Genomic DNA, 22,389 nt, shown 5'->3' on the forward strand with positions numbered 1-22,389 from the left:
ACGCCCCCTATGCATGGTAATTTTCTTTTCCTTTTACATATTCTTTATTGAACAAGAACATACGTAATAGTAAATAAAGCGATGGAATTAGCAGAAATAATCCACATATAAATGCAATGATTAAAGCAATCGCCATGGCTTGGTTCGTAAAGCTATCATAAATAGTCAAATACGGGTAGAGCAAATATGGATAATGTGATGCACCATAACCAAAGAAGGCGAATAGGAATTGTCCTATTAGTAATCCGAATGCTGCACCATATTGACGCTGTTTCCAAATGAAGTAAACCGTTCCCAAAAACAATATGAACGATATTAGAAACATAGGCCAGAATCTTTGAATACTCTCGTAATGTAACGGGTTATGTTTACGTAATTCGAATATAATTCCACCAGCGGCAATGATCGTCGGCAATGCCCAGATGAGTGCATACTTCCTCAAAAGTTGCGTCGCCTCGCGATCCCCGGCTTTATTCGCATACCACGTCAAAAATGCTGATGAGATATACAGTGTTGCCGCTATGCTAAGTACTACAATTGACCACGTAAGCGGACTGGTGAACAACTTCCAGTAATCTAAGACCGGTTGCCCATTTATTAACTCAATAAATCCGCCTTCAGAAATCGTCAATACGATCGACAGCGATGCAGGAAGTAATAAACCCGTTGAACCATAGGCAAATGAATATCCTTTATGACCACGGGCTCCATACGTCTCAAATGCATAGTACGAACCTCGGACTGCTAGAAGGATAATGGCAAAGCTAACCGGGACTAGCAATGTGGTGCCATAATAAAAGGCGGTCTTCGGGAAGAACCCAATAATTCCCACAAAGAAGAATACTAGAAAAACATTCGTTACTTCCCAGACTGGTGACAAATAACGCTGAATGACATTAGTTAATATTCTCTGTCGGCCGGTAAATAAACTATATGCGTTGAAAAAACCAGCACCAAAATCAATTGCACCAATCATAATATAGCCGAACAAAAACACCCATAATACCGTAATTCCTAGAATTTCGATATTCATCGAATGTCACCGCCTTTCTCCTGCTGCCGATCCATGATTTCTTGTTCAACAGGATTCCTAATGAACATTCTCCTTAATACAACCACACTACCGATACCGAGAACGAGGTATAGAAGTGCAAAGAGTACGAGCATAGTCGGTACTTGCCCACTAGTTGTCGCACCTTCGGAAGTGCGCATAATATTGCGTAATATCCACGGCTGACGTCCTACTTCTGCTAACCACCAACCCGCTTCAAGTGAAATGAAAACGAGGGGTCCCCCTATAACGATTAGCCATCGAAATAAGCGAGACTGGATAAATGACCATCTTCGCCACATACCAATCCAGTATACAGCCGACAGCATCAACAGTAGCATTCCGATCGTTACCATAATATCAAAGAGGTAATGGATATACAGTGGAGGTGTATCTTCTTCAGGAAACTGATCCAACCCAACGACTTCAGCACTAGGTACACCGTGCGCTAAAATAGATAGTGCATACGGTATTTTAATGGCGTACTTAACTTCCCCATCGTCCAACACACCATACAGAATTAAAGGAGCATTTTCTTCTGTCTCGAAATGCCATTCAGCCGCTGCCAGCTTTTCAGGTTGATACTCAGCTAAATACTTTCCTGATAAATCACCAACCAATGCGGCACTCACGCTGAAGATGAATCCCACTTTCAAAGTCAGATATAAAGCTTTTTTATGGTAGACATGATTCGAACCACGCAACAAACGAAACGCTGCAATGGCAGCCAATAAAAAGGCAGATGTCATATAAGCTGTCCCGACTACGTGTGCCACTTTTGTGGGCATGGCAGGATTGAACATTGCTACAAGAGGATTCACGTTGATTAATTCCCCATTTACTAAATTAAAGCCTTGTGGTGCATTCATAAAGGCGTTTACAATGGTAATGAATACTGCAGAGAATGAAGCTCCAAGCGCAACTGGAATAAGAAGTAGAAAATGTTTCTTTTGATTTTCAAAACGATCCCATGTATATAAGTAAATACCAAGGAATATCGCTTCAAAAAAGAATGCGAATGTCTCCATGAATAATGGTAAAGCAATTACATTTCCCGCCAGCTCCATAAAGTTTGGCCATAATAAAGACAGCTGCAACCCAATTGCTGTTCCTGTCACAACCCCAACAGCTACAGTGATGACGAAACCACGTGCCCAACGTCTGGCTAGCAAGATATAATGCTCATCGTTTTTCTTAATCCCAACCCATTGGGCCAGCATGATCATAAGTGGGACACCCACTCCAATGGTTGCATAGATAATATGAAATGATAACGTCAATTCAGTCAACACTCTGGAATAAAAGACTGAGTCCACTCAATCCACCTCCTTCTTACGAAAATAGTCTGCCAATAATTGATAGTAGCATGATACCCGCAACAATAAATGCCAACCACATCAGACGCTTTTCTTGTCTTTTATACACATCATCACTCCCTGTGTAGTTCTATTTTAGGGTTTCCCCTAAAACCCATTTCAATAACCTATATATCTAAAAATTTTTGTCGAAATTTAGACGTATTTTCATATTCATAATACACCTAATTGTTGTATACTAATTGATTAACTCATTTCTCTTGTAAATCTCATTAATTTACAGTATAATGGATTAACTAATGAGAGGTGAAAGTGAATGAAAAGAGTAAAAAGAAAAGTAATAGCGTATATTACAAAAGGGGAAGGCAGACACCGTAAATTGCTTGTTTATGAGCAAAAAGATCAGCCTGAAGCAGGTTTACGAGTTCCTGGTGGTACAATTGAACGCAACGAACTACTATTGGATGCATTGTATCGAGAAATCGAGGAAGAATCGGGTATAGTGCGTGATGAACTTATACTAGAAGGTAAAGTTAAAGCTTCAAAATATTTCCCAGAAGATAAAAATGTAATGTATGAACGTACGATTTTCCATTTTTCCTATCTAGGAGAAAGCAAGCATGAATGGGAATATATCGTAGAAGGTGAAGGTAAAGACGCAGGTCAATTACTCAGTTATCGTTGGATGCCGTTGCAAGAAGTTCCAAAGTTAGCTGCTAAACAAGGAGAAGCGATTGAATACATCTAATATCGACCTGATACGATGCGTATTGCATCGGGCTCATCCCATTAATTTTTCACAATAAAAGACTATTCCATCCGAACGTTAGAACTTCGACTGGAATAGTCTTTTTACTTTTATATTTTATTGGATTTTCTTCACTTGATCTTGCGGACGTAACTTCTCTAGTGGTACAAACATCTCAACATGTTGATACAAATTCTGGAAAGTTGCGGGCAACACACCACCATATTCTCCATCTAAGTTTAATAATACTTCATTTTTGGAAGTGACCACAATTTTTTCCGCCTTCGCTGAAATAACTAAAGGATCATCCATATGTTCTCCACGAGAAGCTAATGTGACCACACGTATAAATTCTGCGATATTGCATTTCTTTAAAATAAGCAATGTGAAGTATCCATCGTTAATACTCGAGTCAGGTGCTAATTTTTCAAACCCACCAACTGAGTTCGTCAAACCAATCAAAAACATCATGGCTTCTTCGTCAAACACATTTCCATCATACTCAATACGAAGATGACTGGAATGTATAGAAGGTAACATTTCAATACCTTTTAAATAATAAGCTAGCTGGCCAATTACTGTTTTGAGACGGCTTGGCACTTCATAAGTTAATTCCGTCATTCGTCCGCCACCTGCTATATTAATAAAGTAGCGATCATTCATTAAGCCTACATCGACCGGAATGGAATCTCCTTGGCAAATAATATCTACAGCGTCATCAATTTCTCTTGGAATACGCAACGCTCTTGCGAAATCATTCGTTGTACCCATAGGAATTAAACCAATTTTTGGGCGTTTATCAAAATGGCCGATACCTGCAACTACTTCATTAAGCGTCCCATCGCCGCCAGCAGCAATAATAACATCGAATCCTCTGCGAACCGCGTCTCGTGCTGCTACTGTAGCATCACCTTCACGAGTTGTAGCGTGAGCGGATGTTTCATAACCCGCATTCTCTAATTTTTCGAGGACTTCTGCTAAATGTTTACGGAAGACTTCTCTTCCTGCAGTAGGATTATAAATAATGCGTGCACGTTTCATACACTTTCCCCTCGATCCTTTCGCGTCTGAAACAAGTCAGACCTTTACCATTTTCAAATGGTTTCTTACAAATAGTTACTTAGACAATTGTAAAACAGGAAGCCATGTCGAACGAATATCACTATAAACAGCAAGCCAATTTTCAGGCTTAGATGTATACTCAGACATTAACTGAGAATAAAACGCTTTTTGTTTCTCTTCAAAATCAGGTGCATCTTTAGCTGGTAACTTCGCGCGACCATCCATCACATATTTCTGAAGAACCGGTGCTCGAGGCCCCCACTTTTCAACTACCTCACCTGCTACATTTAATAGTAGATACATGGGAATCGAGCGTCCGCCATTTGTCAAATATCGGTCAATCAGCTCTGGATTCTCATCCCTCAACACAGCGCGAACATTTATATTGGCAGCTTCCGTAATCTTCCGAAGGATTGGATTATTCAGCATCGCATCACCACACCAGTCTTCTGTAATGACTAATACATGAGGTTGTTTTTCTTTCAGCAATTCAATAAATTCATCATCCTGTGGTACTTCAAATGCATTATAGATCAAAAAACTGTTTTCCTTATGTGTTTCCATTTTGTCCATATACGTTTGAAGTGATACAGCTTCTTCAAAATATTGTTGTTCTGTTTTCAATACAATCCCCCCTGTTTCTCTGTATAAGTTAACGTGGAAAAACGTCCAGGATCAGACTATTTCGGCCTCTCCTGGAACGTTTTCATTTGATTGATAGATTAACGCTTCTTGATCTCTTCCATCAATAATTTATTAACAAGCGGTGGATTGGCTTGTCCTTTTGTTGCTTTCATAACTTGTCCTACTAAGAACCCAACTGCGCGATCCTTACCATTTTTAAAGTCTTCAATTGATTGTTCATTGTTGTCCAAGATGTCTGTAATGATTGTACGTAATGTACCTTCATCAGAAATTTGAACAAGTCCTTTTTCTTTGACGATATCAGCAGGATTTCCGCCTTTTTTCACAAGGTCAATAAATACTTTTTTCGCGATTTTAGAAGAAATTGTACCATCTGTAATCAATTTCACAAGCTGCGCCAAGCTTTCAGGTGTCAATGGAGTGTCATGCAGTTCTTTCGATTCTGCATTTAGATAAGCTGATACATCGCCCATCAACCAGTTGGAAGCCAATTTTGGATCTGCTCCAGCTTTTACTGTTGCATCAAAGAAATCAGACATTTCCTTTGTTAAAGTTAGTACGTGTGCATCATATTCCGGTAGATCCAGTTCAGATACATAACGTGCTTTACGAGCATCCGGTAATTCTGGGATTTCTTTACGAACACGATCAATCCATTCTTGTTCGATGTGAACTTCAGGCAAGTCTGGATCGTTGATAAAACGGTAATCATTGGCACTGCCTTTGATTCGCATTAATACTGTGTCACCAGTTGCTTCGTCATAACGACGAGTTTCTTGTTGAATAGTACCACCAGACAATAGAATTTTCTCTTGACGTGCTACTTCATTCGCAATGCCGCGGCGAATAAAGTTAAACGAGTTCAAGTTTTTCAACTCTGTTTTTGTACCAAATTTCTCCTGACCGAATGGACGCAGTGAAATATTTGCATCACAACGAAGTGAGCCTTCTTCCATACGTACATCAGATACGCCTGTATATTGAATAATCGCTTTTAGTTTTTCCAAAAATGCATATGCTTCCTCTGGAGAACGTACGTCTGCTTCTGTAACAATTTCAATTAACGGCGTTCCTTGACGGTTCAGGTCTACTAATGAATGACCATTTTCCGTATGCGTCAGTTTTCCTGCATCTTCTTCTAAATGTACACGTTCAATGCGGATTTTCTTCTTCTTACCGTCTACTTCAATTTCAATCCAACCATTTGCTCCTACAGGACGTTTGTCTTGAGAGATTTGGTATGCTTTCGGATTATCTGGGTAGAAGTAGTGCTTGCGGTCAAAGTTCATGATTGGCGCAACGTCACAGTTCAATGCCATAGACGCCTTCATTCCAAATTCAACAGCTTTTTTATTTAACGTAGGTAAAACACCAGGATATGCGATGTCTGTTACGTGAATATTCTTATTTGGCTCTGCACCGAAATGAGCAGGTGCTGGAGACATGATTTTAGTGTCTGTTTTAAGCTCTACGTGGATTTCTAATCCGACAATTGTCTCGAAGTTCATGATTATTTCCCCTCCTGAATCGATGGAGTACGCTTGTGGAAATCTGTAGCTTGCTCATAAGCATGAGCAACTTTGTATAATGTTTCCTCGTCAAAGTGCTTACCCATAATTTGCAATCCAACCGGTAGTTCATTGACGAAACCACATGGTACGGATAATGCTGGACGGCCTGTAAGGTTCGCAGGTACAGCCAAGACATCATTTGCATAATGAACGAGTTGATCTCCGCCAGTTTCGCCAAGCTTAAATGCTGTTGTAGCAGTAGTCGGTCCGATGACTACATCATACTTTTCAAATACAGTATCAAAGTCTTGTGCGATCAATGTACGCGTCTTTTGTGCGCGTACATACAAATCCTCATGATGATCCGCACTCATTGCATACGTTCCGAAAATAATACGTTTTTTCACTTCATCGCCAAATCCTTCTTGACGTGTACGGAAATATGCTTGCTCTAGGTTTTCAGCATTTTCTGTGTGATAGCCATAACGCAATCCGTCAAAACGTGAAAGATTGGATTGAGCTTCCGAAGAAGAAATTACATAATACGTAGTTGGCGCATATTGAATATGTGGCAATTCTACTTCTTCACAAACCGCTCCAAGGGATTCCAATACAGTAATTGCTTCTCTCACTGCTGTAGCAATTTCTGCATCGACACCTTCACCTAGGTAAGGTGTTGGAACCGCAACTTTTAGACCATTAATATCGCCTGTAAGAGCTGCCGTGAAATCAGGAACCGCCTTTGCTGAAGATGAACTATCATTGTCATCTTCACCTGCGATTACGCTAAGCAATAATGCATTATCTTCCACAGTGCGTGACAATGTACCGATTTGATCAAGTGAAGAAGCAAATGCTGTTAAACCGAAACGTGAAATACGACCGTATGTAGGTTTCATTCCAACAATTCCACAGAATGCAGCTGGTTGACGAACCGAGCCGCCAGTATCCGAACCAAGGGATAGTGGGACTTCTCCTGCTGCTACTGCTGCTGCAGAACCACCTGAAGAGCCACCTGGCACATAATCTGTATTCCATGGGTTTAATGTATTACCGAAATAAGATGTTTCAGTTGTAGAACCCATGGCAAATTCATCCATATTGAGCTTCCCCATATTAATGGCGCCGGCAGCTTCTAATTTATCTATAGCCGTTGCATTGTAAACAGGTACGAAGTCTTCCAACATTTTACTTGCACATGTTGTCGTCATATCTTTTGTTACAATATTATCTTTAATTCCGATTGGAACTCCAAAAAGACTGCCACGTGTATTAGAAGCTTCTTGATCAAGCTGTTCTGCACGCTTGGTTGCCTCTTCTTTTGCGACGTGAATGAACGCGTGAATTTTCTCTTCTCGTTGTTCAATCGTTTGTAATGTTGCTTCTGTTATTTCTTTAGCAGTAACTTCCCCTTTTTGTAAAAGAGCTTGAAGTTCTGTTGCTGTTTTACTAGTTAACGTCATCACTTTTCCTCCTACTATCATTGTGCCATGAATGGTATTCTATACTGCGAATTCGATTACAGGATATCTGGGACCTTGATAAGTCCATCTTCCTGATCTTCTGCACTGGCTAGCATTACTTCACGGTCCAAGATATCTTTTGGCTCATCTTCACGTAAGACGTTGATCATAGCAACTGGATGCGTCATAGGTTTTACGTCTGTAACATCCACTTCTTTTAAATTACTTACACTTTCAATCAAATCTGCTATCTGTGCAGAGAATTTTTCTTTGTCTTCCTCGGAGAGGCCAATACGGACGAAATCCGCAAAATACTTGACGTCTTCATTCGAAAATGTTGTCATACATTGTTCCTCCTCATTTTGCAATCGTACAATTAATCATACCATTTAATCAGTTTCTTGGAAAGTTCGTGTTACTACCTAAAAACTGTTAATATCCATAGACGTGTACGAACGGTTCTTCTCGTTCATTGTCATTCACAATTAGCACTTCCGGTCCATTAACTGACGTTACACTTACTTCGATGGGAACATCTTTAAAATGCGTTTTAACCAGTGAAGTCAAGTATTGCGAAAATCCAATCAGCTCTGTCTTGCCAAAAAATTGTATAGGGATTTCTACTCGTAATGAATGTAGTTTCTGGTCTTTATAGAAAGCTGTTCCAATAACATTCACAAAGCTGGGGAAGTAATCATCAATGTCTTGTTTGAAGTTCTTGAATGTCGTATTCAAGTCACGATAATTTCCCGTTGATGAAGACGCGGGAAGTAATACATATTGCTCGTCCACTTCTTTCCAACCAGTAAATTCATTTTTTCCTTTTGCAGCAAATGAAGTGGCAAAATATGTGCCTGGTACAATATCGTTTCGACTTTCTTGCTTAAACAACCCGACCGCTATTGGAATATCCGCAAGCTCCGGTTTACTACGCAATCTACTCAAAATAATATCTGCCATCTTCTTGCCTTTTTCTTCAATTGTCTTATCATCAATCCGGCGTTCGCTGCCTTCACGTGGATAATAAATCGAATTCATTGCAAGTCCGATAGATATTCCCGCTAATTTCACTTTTTTGTCATCTGTCATTTGTAAGTAGTTTTGCTCTACGATATGCGCAAGATAAATCGGTGCTTCATCCGCAATTTGAGCTGGTGACATATCATCAGTAATTGCAGGATTGAGACCTGCTTCAAAATTTGATTTTCTGGAGATCCATTGCTTCGCAGTATCGCGGTCTATATACTGACCTTCCTGGAAGAAATAATCTTTAGGATCGTAATATAGCGAAGACAAGCGCAATAAGCCTTCCTCTGTTTCCTGAATATCATACTTCGTATTGAGATTATTGACGACCAACCCTCGGCTTGCACTCTTTTTAAATGGAACTGGTGTTCGGTAGTACTCCTTTTTAACTTGAGTATCAGGAATGAGCACCATTTCCTGCTCACTTTCTTCTGTTTCTTGCACTGCTTTTTCCGAATCATCGCTCGGCGCCGGTACACATCCTGTCAGCAAGACTGCCGACAGAATGCCCGTCATAAGCCATTTAGTCGTTGTTTTCATTCATATCCACTCCAAGGGCATCAAGCATGGCTTGTTCGTCCCAAATTTCAATCTCTAATTCTTGCGCTTTCGTCAATTTGGAGCCTGCATCTTCGCCTGCAATGACCAGATCCGTTTTCTTACTGACACTGCCACTGACAGTCCCGCCAAGCGATTCAATTTGTTCTTTAGCTTCTCCACGCGTCAATTCCGCGAGCTTACCTGTTAGAACAATTGTTTTTCCAGCGAAAGGTCCGGTAGTTGGCAACTCTTCACGTGTGGCACCATTATAAACGGTATTCACACCATAAGAACGCAACTTGTTCATTACTTCCTGAACTTCTTCCGTACTAAAGTAAGTAGTCACAGAATCAGCAACAATCGCACCGATTTCAAAAATATTTACAAGTTCTTCTTCTGTTGCTTGTTCTAACGCATCAAGAGTACGATACTCTTCCGCTAGGATCCTTGCGACTTTTTCACCGACATGGCGAACGCCCAACCCAAACAACAATTTCTCTAATGAATTCTCTTTGGACTGTTCAATAGCCGTCAAAATATTCGTTGCGGATTTCTCTCCGATCCGTTCCAAGCTCAATAGTGACTCTTTCGTTAAAGTATATAAATCGGATACATCTTGTACCAAATCAGCAGTATACAATTGTTCAATTAGCTTTTCACCGACACCATCGATATTCATGGCTCTTCTTGAAACGAAATGGATTAATGCTTCTTTCATCTGCGCAGGACATTTAGGATTCACACAACGCAGCGCCACTTCTCCTTCAATCCTCACAAGTTCTGAATCGCATACAGGACAGTTATCAGGCATATGGAACGGTTCTTCTTCACCCGTTCGCTGTTCTTTCAATGACATGACGATTTCGGGAATGATATCGCCTGCCTTTCGCAACACGACGTGATCACCGATACGAATATCTTTCTCACGGATCAAGTCTTCGTTATGCAAAGATGCTCGTCCCACTGTTGTACCTGCTACAAGAACCGGTTCCAGAATGCCTGTTGGTGTCACTACACCTGTCCGGCCTACGCTTAACTCAATATCCAATAGTTGAGTGTGCACTTCTTCTGCAGGGAACTTATAAGCAATAGCCCATTTAGGACTCTTTGCTGTATAACCCAGTTGTTCTTGCGATTCGAAGTTATCAACTTTTATTACAATACCATCAATTTCATAATCGAGGTTGAGTCTATTTTCTGTCCAGTAGGCTACGTATTCTAACACTTCTTCAATTGTCGTACAGCGCTTACGTTCCTTATTCGTCGTCAATCCTAGTTCATCCACTTTATTGAGCGCATCCGAGTGACTGTCTAAGCCATATACTTCCGCATCGCCGCCTACTGCATAAATGAAAGTAGCTAAGTTTCTACTCTCCGCTACTTTTGAATCCAATTGACGAAGTGATCCTGCAGCTGCATTTCGCGGGTTGGCAAAAGGTACTTCACCTGCTTCATCACGGTCTTCATTCAATTTAACAAATGAATTCTTGGGCATATACGCTTCGCCACGCACTTCAATTGTTAAAGACTCATTCAATTTATGTGGTATCGAGCGAATAGTTTTTAAGTTGGCTGTGATGTCTTCTCCGACTGAGCCGTCTCCACGAGTAGCGCCTTGTACAAGACGACCATTTTCATATTGTAATGAAACGGCAAGACCATCGATCTTCAGTTCACAAACGTACACAGCATTCCCAGTCGCTTCTTTCACACGCCTGTCGAAATCCTTTAAGTCTTCTTCGTTAAATGCATTTGCCAAACTAAGCATCGGATGACGATGAACGACTTTATTAAACACCTCAAGTGGTGCTCCGCCAACTCGTTGTGTCGGCGAATCCGGGTAGATTAAGTCAGGATGTTCTTCTTCAATCGCCAACAATTCCTTCATCTTCTCATCGTATTCTGAATCGGGAACGATAGGGGCATCCAACTCATAGTATGCACGCCCGTATTCATGCAAGGTTTTATTGAGCTCCGCTACCCGCTTCTCTAGTTCTAGAACATCATCCATCTACTCTCCACACTCCTTAGGAACGCTTTATTCTTTTTCAATCGGTGCAAATTTAGCTAATAGTCGCTTGATACCTACTGGGTTAGGGAATGCAATGTCCAGTTCCATATCATCTGCCTTACCTTTCACACTCACAACCGTTCCAGTTCCCCAAATTTTATGGGACGCCTTATCTCCTGGTTTCCACTGCATTTTTTCTCCGCCACTTTCATTATAGGCCGGACGTTTGACTGCAGGACGTTTGGTTTTCGCTTTAGGTGCTTGAGCGAAAGGTACACTCATGCCATTCCCATCTGCCAATAGCTCTGTTAGTTCATCCGAAATTTCATTGAGAAAACGAGATGGTTGATTGAAGTTTGATTTACCGAACAACATCCGGTGACCTGCACTTGTCAGGTAAAGGCGCTGTTCCGCGCGTGTAATCGCAACATACGCGAGTCTTCGTTCTTCTTCCATTTCTTCCGGATCTGCAAGTGCTCGAATATGTGGGAATATGTTTTCTTCCATGCCAAGCACAAAGACCACTGGGAATTCTAAGCCCTTTGCTGCGTGCATCGTCATTAGGACGATTTTCTCGGTGGAAGTGTTCTCTTCTTTATCCAAAGTATCAATATCCGCTACTAAAGCGAGGTCAGTCAAGAATGCAACGAGGGAAGGTTCTTCCTCTTCTTCAGCTGCACGTTTTTCAAACGCTTCTGTAACCGATAAAAACTCTTCAATGTTTTCTAGACGGCTTTCTGCCTCAATTGATTTTTCTTTTTCCAACATCTCACGATAGCCTGATTTATCAATAACTTCTTTCACTAGTTCGGTGATTGATAAAAATTCTTGCATTTGAGTGAATCCATTGATCAATTCATGGAACTTCACCGCTTCTGTTAATGCTCTTTTAGGTAAGCCCATAAAATCTACTTCCTGCAATGAATCGAAAATGGAGCGGTCATTTTGTAATGCAAACGTCGCCATACGTTCAAATGAAGTTGCACCGATGCTTCGTTTTGGTTCATTAATAATTCTTGCCAGTGCTAGGTCATCATCATGATTTGCAATTAGACGTAAGTAAGCGAGTAAATCTTTAATCTCTTTTCGATCATAGAATTTCGTGCCGCCTACAATTGTATAATCAAGGTTTGACTTTAATAAGTATTCCTCAATTAGACGGGACTGTGCGTTAGTTCGGTATAAAATTGCAAATTGATCCAATGTTAATCCGAGTTTTTCTTTCAACTCGATGATTTGTTGGACAACAAATTGTGATTCATCTTTTTCATCGCGCGCTTTATAAATGGAGATTAATTCACCCTCGGGGTTATCTGTGCGCAATTTCTTATCATAGCGACTTTTATTATTGTCGATCACTTCATTTGCTGCTTGCAAAATTCTCTTGGTGGAACGGTAGTTTTGCTCTAAAAGAATGACATTCGCTTCTTTATAATCTTTTTCAAAAGATAGTATGTTACCAATATCCGCACCACGCCAGCGATAGATCGACTGATCGGAGTCACCTACTACACAGACATTACGAAATTTTGATGCCAGCATTTTGACGAGACGATACTGCGCATTGTTTGTATCTTGGTACTCATCCACATGAATATACTGAAATTTATTTTGATAATACTCAAGCACTTCAGGAACTCGTTCAAACAAGACTGTTGTCATCATGATCAAGTCATCAAAATCCATCGACTGGTTTTGACGTAACTTTTTAGTATAACGATCATAGATATCCGCTACTGTACGTTCATGAGGGTTTTGAGGATTCGAATTTTTACGGAATTCAATCGCGTCTATACATTCGTTTTTCGCATTACCAATAATTCCGAGCATCGCACGTGGATCATTCTGTTTCGGATCGAGATTCAGTTCTTTCAATACACGTTTCATTGCAGTCAATTGATCTGCACCGTCAAGGATAGTGAAATTTTTAGATAAGCCGATTCGATCTACGAACCTGCGTAAAATTCGAACACACATCGAGTGGAAAGTTGAAACCCACATACGTTCTCCAGAGCCTGGACCTAGTAATCCATCAATTCGGTCACGCATTTCACGTGCCGCCTTATTTGTAAATGTAATGGCTAATATATTGGACGGGTACACTTGTTTTTCCACAACCAAATATGCAATTCGGTGCGTCAATACACGAGTCTTCCCTGAACCTGCACCCGCCATAATGAGCAACGGTCCCTCTGTCGTTTTGACTGCACGCGCTTGCTCGGGATTCATGCCTTTTAATAAATCATCTGATAGTTTATTCATATTAGTACCGCCTTTTAGGAACGTTTGTTCTAATTATATACTACTCACATAGGTAAAGGAACAGATTTCACAGCATCGACTGTTTTAAGAGCCACTTGTAGATCATCGTATACAACATTTCCTACCACTACAGTATCTGCAATGGCCGCCATTTCTTTCGCTTGTTCTGTTGAGCGAATTCCACCACCATAAAAGAGACGCGTGTTAGTAAGTAATTCTTTTGCTGACCGAACAATTTGTGGATCGCCGTATTGCCCACTGTACTCTAAATAAAAAATCGGCAAGGTAAATAAGTGCTCAGCCATCCGTGCATATGCTTGTACATCTTCTTCATCCGGAACACGGTCTACGCCAGTCACCTTCGCAGCTGTACAATCCAGATTTAAAATGCAGTAACCTTCTGTAACCAGCTCATCGAAGTTCATCATATGTCCGTATTCTCGAAGGGCTTCGTGATGCAAGCCGTTCAGCCATTTTGAATCCGTTGTGTTTAAGACAGTTGGAATGAAGTAATAATCGAATCCTGGCGTGACGGATTCAACAGTAGATACTTCCAATGCAAGTGGTACGGAAAAGCGACGGAAACGTGCAAGTAAATCAAGTACATTTTCCAATGTGACACCGTCAGACCCACCAATGATGACTCCATCCGTTCCAGACTCAGCTATGGCTTCTACTTGTTTATCTGATATATTTTTCGCTGGATCAATTTTAAATGCATGTCGCCATGTTTTATAGTCCATTTTTTATTTCCACCTTCTTAGGTCATAGTAGTTATATATAACTTTTAAAAAACCGGTGGGGTATTCTCCCTGGCCGGTTGTGTTAGTTGTTTTTTGTTTGATTGTTTTGAAGTTCAGGATAAAGTCGATCCAACATAAGGTTGTAGCCACCAGACCCGTAGTCTACGCAACGGCGTATGCGAGAGATCGTAGCTGTACTTGCGCCTGTTTCTTGTTGGATGCTGTCATAGGTTTTTTTCAGTTTGAGTTTATGGGCTACATCCAGTCTTTGTGCCAGTGATTGGACTTCACTCATCGTGCAAATATCATCGAAAAACATATAACATTCTTCTACATCCTTTAGTTCTAGAATTGCTCGGAACAACTGATCTATTTGTTCTCCGCGGATTTTATCTATTTGCATGTTCTCGCCCTCTCTCTATGTCGATCTTACGGAGTATAAGTGACGGAAGTAGAAGGACCTGATAATGATGGCACAATGTGGATCCAAGTTTTCCCGGCTGTTAATTTAACAGGTACACCTTGTTCCACTGGAGTTAAAAATCCATCTTTATTTTGCCATTCGATCGGTTTAGCGATCCCTTCATGAAACAGCATAGCTTGGCCGCCAGATTCTAGATCAATTGTGAGCCTGCCTTGTTGATCAACTGTTTGATGAGCCATTTCCATCACGATGATATTCGCCATTTCTATACGTCGTTCGTTTAACTTATCTACTGTATCAATACCGTTTACAGATCGATAATACCGATTTTCTTCTTGATCATATTGATACGTACTAATGAAATTCGGATCTGAACTGTACGATACTTGAACCGCTGATGCTATATCCCCTATTTTATCACTTTCATCAGGATTAAGGAAAGAAAAGGACGGCTGTGCAGTGATTTTTTCAGATGCATTCACAAGACCAAATGCTTCTGCAATATGTTCCTTTGAAATATACGAGTTATGCGGAGCCTGACGATCTGCTGAACGTTCGAATAAAGTCCCGTCATGATTTATGCCATTTATATGATCGACTACCCGATCATCAAGTAATCTCTTTGCATCCGGACTATAACCGTGAGCGATATAAAATGCATCCATACCTTCTGCTAAGTTTACGAAATAATCACGAGCACTTCGAATAGGACCTATCTGATCAGGCACTTTACTTTGAAATAGTGCAGCGAAGCGCGTAACTTGACCTTCTGCTAAGAATTCATATATCTGATCTGCATCTGAAAGTCCCGACTGTGGACGAGCAGCAGGTATATTACTAATTGTCGCTATAATAGGACGGTTGTCGATTGCATCTGTAATTTCACCTGTAAAAGGAGATACTTCAATCGAAGTTTGTTGTTCCTCTGGTTCAGGTTGACCTTTCGAAGAGCAACCCCCAAGACATAACAAGCTAACCGCGGCCGTCAAGAGTAACTTTCGTCCATTCCATCTCAATATATGTTCCTACCTTTCTACATGAGGTATTAATAGTTCATTTTTCATTACTTGCACGACACCAATCGGCGTGATGCGGACATACGGCAAGTGAACAGACTGAAGGAATAACAGCGTATATACGGCATCTCCATGCGCATAACCACGCTCTCTTAATGCTTTTTTCATAGCTACCTCTTCTTCAATGATGGTTTCCATCGCTTGAACAGACAATCCGCCTGCAACTTGTAGTGGTAACGTTTCAATTATCTTACCATTTTCAGCGAGTGCCATGCCCCCGCCTATTTTCTTAATTTCATTAAACGCTCTCTTCATCTCTTGCCAATCCTGCCCAATCAATAATACATCACCCGTATTTGAATAGGAAGATGCAAAACCTTGCAGATTATTCCCGAATCCTTTCAACATCGTATTGACTCGCCACTTGCCGTTCTTATCCAATAACATCAAATAACATTCATCACCAGAAGCAATAGTTGGACTACTGAGATCCAGATCGCTTTCATATACTTTCGTAATCACATCATTAATCATTTGAATTCCCATTGAAGATGGGAATGTGAAGTCTTCATCTGTCAGTTCATAAGGTAATTCAAATGCCGGCAACGCTTTCCAGTCCACCGCTTTGAAAGTATCAGACGGTATACTATCTCGGAGTACCCACTTCCCTTTTGATAATACATCAGTTGGCACTGGATTATGTTCATCCTCTAAAAAGTTCAATGTCGCAAAACGGCCTGTCGCAATTACACTATGCAAATCCGTAATATCGTAGTACCTCGCCACGTTATATGATGCCATTTGATACGCATCGATCGGTGGTACTCCCGCGTCAAGTGCTATCTGAATGCATTGGTCCATTACGCCTTCACGGTAGAACGATGGTGTGGAACCATCTGTCGTCATCATCAAATGATCAAAAACATCCCATTCCTTCTCGACAATACCTTTCAATAAATCTGGAAGGTCTGGACGAATTGAAGAATAGCGTAATGTGGCAGCATAGCCTTGCTGCAATCGTCTTCCCACTTCGTCCACAGTCATCGCCTCATGATCGCCGTCTGCTCCAAGCAATTTCATTCGGGCCAGTGTACGTTCCGATGCGCCTGGGAAATGTCCTTCGATCTTTTTACCAAGTCGTTTGGATTCCATTAAAGACTGCATGATATTTTGATCACCTTGTAGTAGTCTAGGCCAACCTGTCAGCTCCCCTGTCATCAATACATCAGGACGCTCCATCCATTTCACAATATCTACAGGATTGAAAAGCTCTTTTTCATTTTGCAATACAGTTTGTGAATCAACACGTGCCCACCAATAAAATGAGAATGGCAGTTCGTTCAGTTGATCAATGAACGTAAACGCCGTTTGCTGATCCAGCATCGAGAACAAGATGAGATTATCTGAGATAAAAGTTGTTGTTCCTCGACGTGCTGCATAGTCAGCAAATGTTTCTGGATTATATAATTGGAAGGGATGGACATGCGGCTCGATGTATCCTGGGACTATTTTCTTGCCGTAAGCATCAACACATTCTGTTCCTTCAAACATAGCCGGCATGCGCTCCCCTACATAAATGATTCGGTCACCTTGAATCCAAATGTTTCCTTGCGCCCATTTCTTGAATATAGAATGTAAGTACGTAGCATTTTTAATTACGATATCAGGAGCTTTCTGTCCATCAATAATTGCAAGTTGTGACTGTATTTCTTTCGCACTCCACATGCCGATCACCGTCCCTAAAAGTAGTTTTCTAGTTTGTTAACTATTGCTTTATCGTAACATAGCAATTCAATCTGGAATAGCTACGTCACATAAATGTTGTCCACAAGCGACTTTTTATTAATCCACAAGATACTGAATACTTACACACATTACCAACAACTTACTCACACTTTCTCCACTAACAAACCACAAATTATATAATATGTTGTGGATAACTTGTTTTTTCCAAACTGAATAAATTGTATGCAGCATCTACTACATGTTCACAGACTTCAAACGCCTACCTATAGTATTAAAAAAGACTGTCTTAGAAGTAATGCAACACTTCTAAGACAGTCCCATATAATCTTTTATTCAAATGTACGCCATCCAATATCCGTACGGTGGAAGAATCCATCCCATGGTTGATCAGCAAGGCCATTGTAGACTTTCTCCTGTGCTTCCTTTAACGTAGCTGCTTTCGCTGCAACAAGAAGTACACGCCCACCGTTTCCGACGAAGTGATCATCTTCTAGCTTTGTTCCTGCATGAAAGACGTCAAGTCCTTTATCAGTCAATACATCAAGGTTTGGGAGTGCACGGCCATTCACTACATCAGAAGGATACCCTTCCGATGCAATGACAACGCCTAACATCGCTTCTTCATACCATTCAAGATCGAATGATTCTCCAGCCATTAGTGCTTCCATGAACTTACCAAAATCCGATTTCATACGCGGTAAGACAACTTGCGTTTCTGGGTCGCCAAAACGAGCATTGAATTCAATAACTTTCGGACCTTGCTCAGTAAGTATTAAACCAGCATAGAGGATACCTGTAAAAGGAATTCCTTCTTCTGTCATAGCCTCGACAGTAGGTACGACTACGCGATCGTATGCTTCTTGCACAATTGCATCCGAAATTTGCGGTACTGGGGAATATGCTCCCATTCCACCAGTGTTCGGACCGCGATCACCGTCATACGCACGTTTGTGATCTTGTGCAATTACCATTGGGTAGATTTGTCCGTCATGAACGAACGACATATAAGAGAACTCTTCACCATCGAGAAATTCTTCTACCACCACACGTGAAGATGATTCACCGAACTTTTGATTTCCGATCATGTCATCTACTGCATCTAACGCTTCCTGTAATTCCATCGCGACGATTACACCTTTTCCAGCTGCTAATCCATCAGCTTTCACAACGATTGGAGCACCTTGTTCGCGGATGAATGACTTTGCTTCTTCAGCATCCGTGAATGTTCCATAAGCCGCTGTTGGAATATCATACTTGTCCATGATTTCCTTGGCGAATGACTTACTGCCTTCGATGCGAGCAGCCGCCTGAGTCGGGCCGAATACTGTTAAACCTTTAGCTAAGAAATAATCAGCAATTCCTTCCGCTAGCGGCTGTTCCGGTCCAACGAACGTCAACGTAACACGCTGTTCGATTGCAAAATTTGCCAAAGCCTCAAAGTCTGTAGCAGCAATGTGCACACATGTTGCATCTTGCTGCATACCGTCGTTGCCAGGCGCGACAAATACTTCTGATACAGAAGGCGCTTGGTTAAACTGTTTGGCTATCGCATGTTCACGACCGCCACTTCCAATTACAAGAACTTTCATGTTGATCTACTCCCTGCACTCTTAGTGTTTAAAATGACGTACACCCGTGAATACCATCGTAATGCCGTATTCATTGGCTTTTTTAATGGAATCTGCATCTTTTACTGAACCACCCGGTTGAATGATTGCCGTAATACCTGCTTTTGCCGCTGCTTCAACTGTATCATCCATAGGGAAGAATGCATCAGATGCAAGAGCTGCTCCTTTTGCACGTTCGCCTGCTTGTGTCAGAGCGATTTTCGCAGCACCTACACGGTTCATCTGACCTGCACCTACACCGATTGTCATATGCTCATCTGTTACGACAATCGCATTGGACTTCACGTGCTTGACAACTGCCCAACCCAGTTTCATCGCATTCCATTCTGCTTCAGTCGGCTCTCGGTCTGTTGCCACCTTGATATCCGCTTCTTCAAAACCATGCGCATCAGGTTGTTGCATCAACAATCCACCTTCAACGGATACCGTGTTCCACTGATCTTTTTTCTGCTGTTCAAATGAAATTGTTAAGAGACGAATGTTTTTCTTCTTCGTTAATGTCTCTAGTGCTTCTTCTGTAAATGAAGGAGCAATGACAATTTCAAGGAATATATCAGCAAGTTGCACGGCTGTTTCCTGGTCCACTTCTTTATTCAACGCAATGATTCCACCAAAAATAGACGTAGAATCCGCTTCATAAGCTTTTTGGAAAGCTTCTGCAATAGTCTCTCCTGTACCTACACCACATGGATTCATGTGCTTAACCGCAACGGCTGCAGGCTCAGTGAATTCCTTTACAATTTGAATCGCTGCATTTGCATCCTGGATATTGTTATAAGATAATTCTTTTCCGTGAAGCTGTTCTGCATAGGCGATCGAGAAATCAGATCCAAGCGGGCGACTATAGAATGCTGCCTGCTGATGAGGATTTTCTCCATAACGCAATGGTTGCTTCAACTCGTATGTATAGGTAACTTGTTCTGGGAATTGTTCGCCTGCAAGATCTGTCAAGTAGCCTGAAATCAATGAATCATAGGCTGCTGTATGACGGAATACTTTAGCTGCTAAACGACGGCGTGTTTCAAGAGTCGTCTTGCCATCCGCTTTCAGTTCGTCGAGTACCGCACCGTAGTCAGCTGCATCCACAATGACAGTTACGTATGTATGATTCTTTGCAGATGCGCGAAGCATTGCTGGTCCACCAATATCAATATTTTCGATCGCATCTTCTGCTGATACGTCTGGTTTAGAAATCGTTTCTTTGAATGGATACAAGTTAACACAGACTACATCGATTGGCTGGATACCGTGTTCTTCCATTTGCGCTTGATGTTCAGGGTCATCTTGTTTTGCAAGTAATCCACCGTGAATCATTGGATTCAATGTTTTCACGCGGCCTTCCATAATTTCTGGGAATCCTGTTACTTCATCTACAGCCGTTACAGCAATACCATTGTCTTTCAAATGCTTCATTGTACCACCAGTAGATAATAATTCATATCCAAGCTGTTCAAGTTCTTTCGCAAATTCTAGTATTCCACTTTTATCCGATACGCTTAACAATGCGCGTTTTTTCAAAGGAATTCCCTCCAGTTTATAAAAAAAGCCTGTCATCTCAACAGGCTCTTCATTTTTTAAATAAGTTTTGCAATGTTGTGGTATATAATTCATGTTCCACGGCATGGATAGCTAAAGCAGTTCGCTCGGCATCCCCATCAATAACGTCCACTGCACGTTGTGCTAAAATCGGACCTGTATCCATTCCTTCATCTACAAGATGAACTGTAACACCTGTTACTTTAACGCCGGCAGCTACAGCTTGTCCAATCGCATCCTTACCTGGGAATGAAGGCAATAACGATGGATGGATATTGATGATCCGTTCAGGATATGCTTCTAATAAAACAGGACCGATCAATCGCATATAGCCTGCCAATATCAGCCACTCCACTTGTGCTTCTTGTAATGCTTCAAGTACTGCTTGCTCATATGCTTTTTTGGTTTCGAAATCACGAGGACGAATGGCCGCAATTGGTATACCTATTTCGTTTGCCCGTTCACTGACGAAAGCATCCGGTTTATCTGTTACCATTAAAACGATTTCTGCTGGAATGCGCTCCGCTTTACAAGCTTCTGCCAAAGCGGCAAAGTTACTGCCGCTCCCTGAAGCAAATACTGCGATCTTTACTTTATTCATTATGACAATGTCCCGTCATGCTCACCGTTAAATGTTACGCCTTCTTGCTTCGTAACACGTCCGATTACATATGCTTCTTCACCATGTGCTTTAGCGATTTCGATTGCTTGATCAGCTTCTGCTTCCGGTAAGGCTACGACGAACCCAACACCCATATTGAATACGCTATATAAATCACGATCTGTTAATTCGCCTTTTGCTTTCAACATGTGGAATACAGGAAGTACAGGCCAAGCGCCTAAATCTACTTCTACTCCAAATCCTTCAGAGAACATACGTGGAAGGTTTTCGAAGAATCCACCGCCCGTAATATGACCCATGGAATGCACATCAAGCTTTTGATGCATTTCAAGTACCGGCTTTGCGTAGATCTTAGTTGGCTTTAACAACGCATCCGCTACTGTACCGAGATTTTCATAGCCTTCAATCGTACCGTTAATATCTGCGCCCAATTGTTCAAATACAATATGGCGTACTAAAGAGAAACCGTTCGAGTGAATACCGCTCGATGCGATTCCAACTAATACGTCACCTTCTTGTACACGCTCGCCTGTAACCAGCTTGCTCTTTTCACAAGCTCCTACAGCAAAGCCAGCCAAATCATATTCATCTTCTTCGTAAAGACCTGGCATTTCAGCCGTTTCTCCACCTATCAAGGCTGCACCCGATTGTACACAACCATCCGCTACACCTTTGACGATTGCTTCCACTTTTTCAGGGATCGCTTTACCTAGTGCAACATAGTCAAGGAAATACAATGGCTCTGCACCTTGTGCCACGATATCATTCACACACATTGCGACACAGTCAATTCCGATCGTGTCATGACGGTCCGCCATGAATGCCAATTTCAATTTCGTTCCAACACCGTCTGTACCGGAAATTAGTACCGGTTCTTTATATTCGAGCGCAGATAGATCGAACATTCCGCCGAACCCACCAAATGCACCTGCTACCCCTTTTCGGGATGTTCGTGCTACGTGAGACTTCATGCGTTCAACTGACTCATAGCCAGCTTCTATATTAACTCCCGCTTTTTCATATGCCTTCGACATGGAAA

The 22,389-nt window shown here is 41.4% G+C and carries 19 protein-coding genes; 1 reads left to right on the plus strand and 18 read right to left on the minus strand.

Features of this window, described 5'->3' with window-relative positions:
• Positions 1-7 precede the first annotated feature (7 nt).
• Positions 8-1,033 carry a cytochrome d ubiquinol oxidase subunit II gene (locus H605_RS0114960; RefSeq protein ID WP_029054959.1) on the minus strand — a complete coding sequence of 342 codons (1,026 nt, stop codon included), beginning with the start codon at positions 1,031-1,033 and terminating at the stop codon, positions 8-10.
• Positions 1,030-2,367, minus strand: coding sequence for a cytochrome ubiquinol oxidase subunit I (locus tag H605_RS0114965; protein ID WP_029054960.1), 1,338 nt, complete (start codon positions 2,365-2,367; stop codon positions 1,030-1,032). The genes H605_RS0114960 and H605_RS0114965 overlap by 4 nt, the downstream gene beginning before the upstream one ends.
• A gap of 316 nt (positions 2,368-2,683) precedes the next feature.
• Here H605_RS0114965 and H605_RS0114970 point away from each other — a divergent pair, with 316 nt between their 5' ends.
• Positions 2,684-3,115: an NUDIX hydrolase gene (locus H605_RS0114970; protein ID WP_029054961.1), complete on the plus strand. Its 432-nt coding sequence runs from the start codon at positions 2,684-2,686 to the stop codon at positions 3,113-3,115.
• 117 nt (positions 3,116-3,232) lie between these two features.
• Here H605_RS0114970 and H605_RS0114975 read toward each other — a convergent pair whose 3' ends face one another.
• The 16 genes from H605_RS0114975 to purM all read right to left on the minus strand — a co-directional run bounded on the left by H605_RS0114975 (position 3,233) and on the right by purM (position 22,384).
• The gene (locus tag H605_RS0114975) at positions 3,233-4,156 is read right to left on the minus strand and encodes a diacylglycerol kinase (RefSeq protein ID WP_029054962.1); all 924 of its coding nucleotides are present in this window, start codon (positions 4,154-4,156) and stop codon (positions 3,233-3,235) included.
• A gap of 75 nt (positions 4,157-4,231) precedes the next feature.
• Positions 4,232-4,801: a thioredoxin family protein gene (locus H605_RS0114980; RefSeq protein ID WP_029054963.1), complete on the minus strand. Its 570-nt coding sequence runs from the start codon at positions 4,799-4,801 to the stop codon at positions 4,232-4,234.
• Positions 4,802-4,899: 98 nt separating this feature from the next.
• Complete coding sequence (gene gatB, locus H605_RS0114985) at positions 4,900-6,330, minus strand: Asp-tRNA(Asn)/Glu-tRNA(Gln) amidotransferase subunit GatB (RefSeq protein ID WP_029054964.1); 1,431 nt, start codon at positions 6,328-6,330, stop codon at positions 4,900-4,902.
• A gap of 2 nt (positions 6,331-6,332) precedes the next feature.
• A complete protein-coding gene (gene gatA, locus H605_RS0114990) occupies positions 6,333-7,796 on the minus strand; it encodes an Asp-tRNA(Asn)/Glu-tRNA(Gln) amidotransferase subunit GatA (protein WP_029054965.1) in 1,464 nt (487 codons plus the stop codon).
• 56 nt (positions 7,797-7,852) lie between these two features.
• On the minus strand, positions 7,853-8,140 hold the full coding sequence (gatC, locus tag H605_RS0114995) for an Asp-tRNA(Asn)/Glu-tRNA(Gln) amidotransferase subunit GatC (RefSeq protein WP_029054966.1): 288 nt from the start codon (positions 8,138-8,140) through the stop codon (positions 7,853-7,855).
• An 88-nt stretch (positions 8,141-8,228) separates the two neighbouring features.
• Complete coding sequence (locus H605_RS0115000) at positions 8,229-9,362, minus strand: CamS family sex pheromone protein (protein ID WP_029054967.1); 1,134 nt, start codon at positions 9,360-9,362, stop codon at positions 8,229-8,231.
• Positions 9,346-11,373, minus strand: a complete 2,028-nt coding sequence (gene ligA, locus H605_RS0115005) for an NAD-dependent DNA ligase LigA (protein ID WP_029054968.1) — start codon at positions 11,371-11,373, stop codon at positions 9,346-9,348. Before ligA ends, H605_RS0115000 begins: the two co-directional genes overlap by 17 nt.
• Before the next feature lie 27 nt (positions 11,374-11,400).
• Positions 11,401-13,635 (minus strand): DNA helicase PcrA, encoded by a 2,235-nt coding sequence (gene pcrA / locus H605_RS0115010; RefSeq protein ID WP_029054969.1) that lies wholly within the window; start codon positions 13,633-13,635, stop codon positions 11,401-11,403.
• A gap of 44 nt (positions 13,636-13,679) precedes the next feature.
• Positions 13,680-14,378 carry a heptaprenylglyceryl phosphate synthase gene (gene pcrB / locus H605_RS0115015; RefSeq protein ID WP_029054970.1) on the minus strand — a complete coding sequence of 233 codons (699 nt, stop codon included), beginning with the start codon at positions 14,376-14,378 and terminating at the stop codon, positions 13,680-13,682.
• 82 nt (positions 14,379-14,460) lie between these two features.
• Positions 14,461-14,781 (minus strand): YerC/YecD family TrpR-related protein, encoded by a 321-nt coding sequence (locus H605_RS0115020; protein WP_029054971.1) that lies wholly within the window; start codon positions 14,779-14,781, stop codon positions 14,461-14,463.
• A gap of 26 nt (positions 14,782-14,807) precedes the next feature.
• A complete protein-coding gene (locus tag H605_RS0115025) occupies positions 14,808-15,818 on the minus strand; it encodes a DUF3048 domain-containing protein (RefSeq protein ID WP_029054972.1) in 1,011 nt (336 codons plus the stop codon).
• Positions 15,819-15,827: 9 nt separating this feature from the next.
• Entirely contained in the window at positions 15,828-17,543 is a 1,716-nt protein-coding gene (locus H605_RS0115030) for an adenine deaminase C-terminal domain-containing protein (protein WP_029054973.1), read from the minus strand.
• Between the two features lie 350 nt (positions 17,544-17,893).
• The gene (gene purD, locus H605_RS0115035) at positions 17,894-19,153 is read right to left on the minus strand and encodes a phosphoribosylamine--glycine ligase (protein WP_029054974.1); all 1,260 of its coding nucleotides are present in this window, start codon (positions 19,151-19,153) and stop codon (positions 17,894-17,896) included.
• A 21-nt stretch (positions 19,154-19,174) separates the two neighbouring features.
• Positions 19,175-20,710, minus strand: coding sequence for a bifunctional phosphoribosylaminoimidazolecarboxamide formyltransferase/IMP cyclohydrolase (purH, locus tag H605_RS0115040; protein WP_029054975.1), 1,536 nt, complete (start codon positions 20,708-20,710; stop codon positions 19,175-19,177).
• A gap of 49 nt (positions 20,711-20,759) precedes the next feature.
• Positions 20,760-21,332: a phosphoribosylglycinamide formyltransferase gene (gene purN, locus H605_RS0115045; protein WP_029054976.1), complete on the minus strand. Its 573-nt coding sequence runs from the start codon at positions 21,330-21,332 to the stop codon at positions 20,760-20,762.
• Entirely contained in the window at positions 21,329-22,384 is a 1,056-nt protein-coding gene (gene purM, locus H605_RS0115050; protein WP_029054977.1) for a phosphoribosylformylglycinamidine cyclo-ligase, read from the minus strand. Before purM ends, purN begins: the two co-directional genes overlap by 4 nt.
• Between the last annotated feature and the right edge of the window lie 5 nt (positions 22,385-22,389).

The organism is Sporosarcina ureae DSM 2281, assembly GCF_000425545.1.
GTDB lineage: Bacteria > Bacillota > Bacilli > Bacillales_A > Planococcaceae > Sporosarcina > Sporosarcina ureae.

Coding starts and splice junctions, on each gene's coding strand:
- gatA (WP_029054965.1), bottom strand. CDS start 7,796: ATGACGTTAACTAGTAAAACAGCAACAGAACTTCAAGCTCTTTTACAA.
- pcrB (WP_029054970.1), bottom strand. CDS start 14,378: ATGGACTATAAAACATGGCGACATGCATTTAAAATTGATCCAGCGAAA.
- H605_RS0115020 (WP_029054971.1), bottom strand. CDS start 14,781: ATGCAAATAGATAAAATCCGCGGAGAACAAATAGATCAGTTGTTCCGA.
- purM (WP_029054977.1), bottom strand. CDS start 22,384: ATGTCGAAGGCATATGAAAAAGCGGGAGTTAATATAGAAGCTGGCTAT.
- gatC (WP_029054966.1), bottom strand. CDS start 8,140: ATGACAACATTTTCGAATGAAGACGTCAAGTATTTTGCGGATTTCGTC.
- H605_RS0115030 (WP_029054973.1), bottom strand. CDS start 17,543: ATGTGGAGTGCGAAAGAAATACAGTCACAACTTGCAATTATTGATGGA.
- H605_RS0115000 (WP_029054967.1), bottom strand. CDS start 9,362: ATGAAAACAACGACTAAATGGCTTATGACGGGCATTCTGTCGGCAGTC.
- H605_RS0114975 (WP_029054962.1), bottom strand. CDS start 4,156: ATGAAACGTGCACGCATTATTTATAATCCTACTGCAGGAAGAGAAGTC.
- H605_RS0114970 (WP_029054961.1), top strand. CDS start 2,684: ATGAAAAGAGTAAAAAGAAAAGTAATAGCGTATATTACAAAAGGGGAA.
- gatB (WP_029054964.1), bottom strand. CDS start 6,330: ATGAACTTCGAGACAATTGTCGGATTAGAAATCCACGTAGAGCTTAAA.
- ligA (WP_029054968.1), bottom strand. CDS start 11,373: ATGGATGATGTTCTAGAACTAGAGAAGCGGGTAGCGGAGCTCAATAAA.
- pcrA (WP_029054969.1), bottom strand. CDS start 13,635: ATGAATAAACTATCAGATGATTTATTAAAAGGCATGAATCCCGAGCAA.
- purD (WP_029054974.1), bottom strand. CDS start 19,153: ATGAAAGTTCTTGTAATTGGAAGTGGCGGTCGTGAACATGCGATAGCC.
- H605_RS0114960 (WP_029054959.1), bottom strand. CDS start 1,033: ATGAATATCGAAATTCTAGGAATTACGGTATTATGGGTGTTTTTGTTC.